Origin of the sequence: Streptomyces sp. 796.1, from assembly GCF_047525675.1 — a bacterium.
GTDB lineage: Bacteria > Actinomycetota > Actinomycetes > Streptomycetales > Streptomycetaceae > Streptomyces.
Genome location: NZ_JBLIWA010000092.1, coordinates 1 through 5,586, shown reverse-complemented (window position 1 = coordinate 5,586; position 5,586 = coordinate 1). Strand labels below are relative to the sequence as shown.

3 protein-coding genes are annotated in these 5,586 nt (G+C 72.4%); all 3 read left to right on the top strand.

Annotation, left to right across the window (positions count from 1 at the left end; genetic code table 11):
• Window positions 1-298: 298 nt before the first annotated feature.
• The gene (locus ACMA1D_RS31795; RefSeq protein WP_414727444.1) at window positions 299-2,140 is read left to right on the top strand and encodes an ABC-F family ATP-binding cassette domain-containing protein; all 1,842 of its coding nucleotides are present in this window, start codon (window positions 299-301) and stop codon (window positions 2,138-2,140) included.
• A 405-nt stretch (window positions 2,141-2,545) separates the two neighbouring features.
• On the top strand, window positions 2,546-4,615 hold the full coding sequence (locus tag ACMA1D_RS31790; RefSeq protein WP_414727443.1) for a hypothetical protein: 2,070 nt from the start codon (window positions 2,546-2,548) through the stop codon (window positions 4,613-4,615).
• 304 nt (window positions 4,616-4,919) lie between these two features.
• The coding region (locus tag ACMA1D_RS31785; protein WP_414727442.1) for a response regulator transcription factor at window positions 4,920-5,586 on the top strand (667 nt) is incomplete at its 3' end.

Here is a 5,586-nt window from a genome sequence, read left to right as displayed (position 1 = left end):
CCCGCCGCCCGCGGCAGCGCACCCCTACGCGCACGCGGGCGCGCGGGGCGACGGCCCGGCCCCGGCTCGTACCGCCCCGCCGGCCGCCGGCCCCGCGCCGACCCGTACCGGCCACCGGCCCGTACCGCCACGGCCCGTCCCCCCCCTGCACCCGCTGCGGCCGTGACGCACCCGCACCCACACCCGCGGCCCGTCGCCACCCCGCCACCCCCCGTCCACCCCCGTACCGCCGTGTGAACCGGCCCCCGCGCGGTGGCGACTACGCTGGGCTTCGAACGTCCCGCGGACCAGGAGTGAGATGGCAACGAACCTCGTCAATCTGGAAACCGTCAGCAAGGTGTACGGCACCCGTGCGCTGCTCGACGGGATCTCCCTCGGCGTCAACGAGGGCGACCGGATCGGCGTCGTCGGCCGCAACGGTGACGGCAAGACCACCCTCATCCGGATGCTCGCCAAGTTGGAGGAGGCCGACCAGGGGCGCGTCACGCACTCCGGTGGGCTGCGGCTCGGCGTGCTGACCCAGCACGACTCGCTCGATCCGGCCGCCACCGTGCGGCACGAGGTGATCGGCGACCTCGCCGACCACGAGTGGGCCGGCAACGCCAAGGTCCGCGACGTGCTGACCGGCCTGTTCGGCGGCCTTGACCTGCCCGCCTTCCCGCAGGGCCTGGACACCGTGATCGGCCCGCTCTCCGGCGGCGAGCGGCGCCGCATCGCGCTCGCCAAGTTGCTGATCGGCGAGCCCGAGCTGATCGTCCTCGACGAGCCGACCAACCACCTCGACGTGGAGGGCATCTCCTGGCTCGCCAGCCACCTGCGGGCGCGCCGCTCGGCGCTGGTGGTCGTCACCCACGACCGCTGGTTCCTCGACCAGGTCTGCACCCGCATGTGGGACGTCCAGCGCGGCCAGGTGCACGAGTACGAGGGCGGGTACAGCGACTACGTCTTCGCGCGCGCCGAGCGCGAGCGGATCGCGGCCACCGAAGAGGCCAAGCGGCAGAACCTGATGCGCAAGGAGCTGGCCTGGCTGCGGCGCGGCGCCCCGGCCCGTACCAGCAAGCCGCGGTTCCGCATCGAGGCCGCCAACGCGCTGATCGCCGACGTGCCGCCGCCGCGGGACAGCGCCGAGCTGATGAAGTTCGCCAACTCCCGGCTCGGCCGCACCGTCTTCGACCTGGAGGACGTGACCGTCCAGGCCGGCCCCAAGACCCTGCTCAAGCACCTGACCTGGCAACTCGGCCCCGGCGACCGGATCGGCCTGGTCGGCGTCAACGGCGCGGGCAAGACCTCGCTGCTGCGCGCCATGGCCCGCGCCGCTGCCACCGAGGGTGAGGAGCAGCCGGCCGCCGGGCGGGTCGTGGTCGGCAAGACCGTGAAGCTGGCCTACCTCTCGCAGGAGGTCGCCGAGCTCGACCCGACCTGGCGGGTGCTGGAGGCCGTCGAGCGGGTGCGGCAGCGGGTGGACCTCGGCAAGGGCCGCGAGATGACGGCCTCGCAACTGTGCGAGCAGTTCGGCTTCACCAAGGAGAAGCAGTGGACGCCCGTCGGTGACCTCTCCGGCGGCGAGCGGCGGCGGCTCCAGATCCTGCGGCTGCTGATGGACGAGCCCAACGTGCTCTTCCTCGACGAGCCCACCAACGACCTCGACATCGAGACCCTGACCCAGTTGGAAGACCTGCTCGACGGCTGGCCCGGGTCGCTCGTGGTGATCAGCCACGACCGGTACTTCATCGAGCGCACCACCGACCGGGTGCTGGCCCTGCTCGGCGACGCCACCATGCGGATGCTGCCGCGCGGCATCGACGAGTACCTGGAGCGGCGGCAGCGCGCCCAGGCCGCCCCGGCGGCGGCGCCGGCGGCCCGTACGGCGGGCGCGCCGGCCGCCCCCGCCGGCGGCGCCGAGCAGGACCGGCCGCGGGAGAAGTCGGCGGCCGAGACCCGGGCCGCGCAGAAGGAGTTGCAGCGCATCGAGCGCCGGCTCGACAAGATCAGCGAGCAGGAGGGCAAGCTGCACGCCCAGATCGCCGAGCACGCCACCGACTTCGAAAAGGTCGCCGAACTCGACGCCAAGCTCCGGGAGCTCTCGGGCGAGCGCGACGAACTCGAATCCCGCTGGCTGGAACTGGCCGACGACGCCTGACCGTTTCCGGACGGCCGCACGGGGCCCTGCCGGGCGCCGCGCGGGGACTCGTGCGGTGGCGTGCGGGCCGGTGCGCCCCGGCTGTCGTACGGGACGAGCCGTACGGGGCGAGTCGGCTGGCCCCCGCGGCCCCTGAGTCCGGCCGCACCGGCTCCGCCCCCCGACGGGAGACGGGCGGAGGCGGTGCAACAGTCACGTCACGGCCCGGTATCAGCTCCCGGGCGGGGCCGCCACCGATCCCTGTCGTGCGATGACCGGGTGATACAAAGAACTCTCGCTCGCCTGCCGTTATCAGGCCGTATTCCTGTCCGATTCGTTCCGTCTCCCCCCACCTCCAATGGTTTTAGGCCATGGAGACCGCGGCGGCGGCCGGTCGGTCACGGACCGCATGAGAAGGAATGGTCGATGTCACAGCCGCCCCAACAGCCGCCGCAGGGCGGCTTCGGCGCCCCGCAGGACCCGAACGCCGGGTCAGGCGGCGGCTTCGGCGAGGCTCCCCAGGCCCATCCGCAGCAGCCAGCCCAGCCCGGTTACGGCTACCCGCAGCAGCCCCCGGCCCAGGCGGGCGGCTACGGCTACCCGCAGCAGCACCCCCCCACCCAGATCTCCCAGCCGGGCCCCGCGCACAACCCGCCGCCCGGCTACACCCCACCGCCGGGCCAGTTCCCCGGCGCCCCGCAGCAGGGCCAGCAGCCCCCGCCGCCGGCCCCGCCCGGCTACACCCCGCCGCCCGTCCCGGCCGGCACCCCGCAGCCGCCCGGCCCGCCCGGCGCCCCGGGACAGCCGCCGCAGACCCCGCCCGCCGGCGCCGGCAGTTACGGCTACCCGCAGGCCCCCACCCAGGCCGCCGGCTACGCCTACCCGCAGGAGCCGACGCAGGCCGCCGGCTACGCCTACCCGCAGCCGCCCGGCACGCCGTACGGCTCGGGCCAGCAGGCCGCGTACGGACAGGGCCCGTACGGGCAGACGCCGCCCGGTTCCTACCCGCCCGGCAGCCCGCCGGCCGCGCCCGCCCCGGCCCCCGGCGGCGGCAACCGGCCGGGCAAGCAGCGGATGGCGGTCATCGTCAGCGCCGTGGTGGCGATCGCGCTGGTGGTCGGAGGTGGCGTGTGGTTCGCGACCAAGGGTGACGACGGCGACTCCGAGGCGAAGAAGAAGGAGACCGGCAACACCCAGGGCACCGAGGGCGGCAAGGGCGAGGAGGGCAAGCCGACCAAGCGGCCCGCGCCCAAGCTGGTGGGCGGCAACCTGCTCGCCAAGATCCCCATGCCCAAGGTGAAGGAGCAGGCCAACTCGCCGGGCCTGTGGGCCACCGACAAGGTGTGGGCCAAGGGGCAGATCGACAAGATCGTCGGCTTCCCGGCCGCCGGCGGCTCGCAGCCGCAGTGGGAGATCCCGCTGGGTGGCGAACTGTGCTGGGGCAGCACCCAGATCACCAAGGAAGGCATGACCGCCGTCGTCTTCCAGGACGGCAAGCCGACCGCGGACAACAAGTACCCCGACTGTAGTGAGGTCGGTCTGGTCGACCTCAACAACGGCAAGCTCGTCTGGCAGCGCAGCATCAAGGAGGCCGACGAGAAGCTGGAGTTCGACGAGGTCACCATCGGTGGCGGCACCATCGCCGCGGGCGGCCTGGACGGCGGCGCCGCCTGGTCGATGGAGGGCAAGAAGCTCTGGTCGCCGCAGGCCAACGAGGAGTGCTCGGACTACGGCTACGGCGGCGGCCCCAAGCTGGTCGCGGTGCGCGGCTGCGGCGAGTACGGCGAGGCCCGGATGTCCGTCCAGTTGATCAACCCCAAGGACGGCAACATCCTCTCCGAGTACAAGCTCACCGACGGCCTGGACGACGTCCACGTGGTCTCCACCGACCCGATGGTCATCGGCGTGGACGCGGGCGACTCCACCGGCGCCTCGGTCTCGGACTTCATGACGATCGACCCCTCGCAGCGCAAGGGCAAGCTGATCAGCAAGATCGCCACCGGCAACGGCAAGTACACGCCGGAGTGCTCCACCAACGAGGTCGAGTCCTGCACCAAGGTCGTCGTCACCAAGGACAAGCTGTTCATGGCGACCGAGGAGCGCAGCGGCGTCTCCGAGAACCTGCCGCAGAACGAGATCGTCGCGTTCTCGCTCACCACGGGCAAGTCCATCGGCAAGACCGACGGCGTGCCGACCTCCAGCATCACCCCGATGCAACTGGACCAGGACGGCTACCTGATCGCCTACCAGGACACCACCTACCGCGAGGGCGGCGGCGTCTGGCAGATCGACCCGGCCAGCTACGAGAAGGCCAAGCTGATGCAGAACGCGACGGCCACCGCGGAGACCGAGTCCAACTACAGCCTGGGCCACGAGGTGTTCCTGTGGGCCAACGGGCGGCTGTACATGGGCGACATCTACGCCACCGAGCCCCGCAGCTACCAGCGCGGTGAAGACCTCCTGGCGATGGTTTTCGGCCCGAACTCAACCAACTGACCAGTGCTGCACTGATGCACAGGGGGTGGCCCCACCGGTACGTTCCGTACGGGTGGGGCCATTGTCGTGCCGGGACGATCTCTTTGCGGCGTGAAGTGGGCGCGAAGAGATGGGTTTCGGCACTCCCAACCGCTTCTTCCTGCTAAGGGGCGCGCAATGTCGAACAAGCGTGTAGCTTCCGGGGGCAAGCGATCGGGGCCGTGTGCAAGCTGGGGGGCTTGGACGGGCACGGCGGTCCGATCTCGGTCGACACGGGGACCACGGACATCCGGGGCGGTCGTCCCCGGGCGGATGGGGGGAGTTCATGGGCGTGCGCGTCATGGTGGTCGATGACCACCGACTGCTCGCCGAGGCACTCGCTTCGGCGTTGAAGCTCCGCGGGCATCGGGTGCTCGCCGCTGCCGCGCCGAGCGCGGGGGCCGCGGACCTGGTGGTGAGCAGATCGCCGGAAGTGTGCCTGCTGGGCACCGGAACGCCCGCCGAGCCCGGGGTGTTCGAACCGGTGGTGCGGATCAAGAAGGAGCGGCCCCAGGTGGCGGTCGTGGTGCTCGGCCCGGTGCCGAGCCCGCGCGGCATCGCCGCCGCCTTCGCGGCGGGCGCATCGGGATACGTACGGCACGACGAGCGGATCGAGGGCGTCGAACGCGCCATGATCAAGGCGCGCGCCGGGGACGCGGCGGTGGCACCCCAACTGCTCCAGGGAGCCTTCGCCGAACTGCTCAACCCGGCCGCCCAGCCCGACGACGAGGGCGCGAGGCTGCTCCAACTGCTCACGCCGCGCGAGGTGGAGGTGCTGGTCAGGGTCGCGGAGGGGGAGGACACCCGGCTGATCGCGGCCGGCATGGCCATCGCCCCGAGCACCGCCCGCACCCATGTGCAGCGGGTGCTGATGAAGCTGGGCGTGGGCTCCCGGCTTGAGGCCGCGGCGCTCGCGGCGCGCACGGGGCTGCTGGACCGGGCCGCCGCGAGCC

Coding starts and splice junctions, on each gene's coding strand:
- ACMA1D_RS31790 (WP_414727443.1), top strand. CDS start 2,546: ATGTCACAGCCGCCCCAACAGCCGCCGCAGGGCGGCTTCGGCGCCCCG.
- ACMA1D_RS31795 (WP_414727444.1), top strand. CDS start 299: ATGGCAACGAACCTCGTCAATCTGGAAACCGTCAGCAAGGTGTACGGC.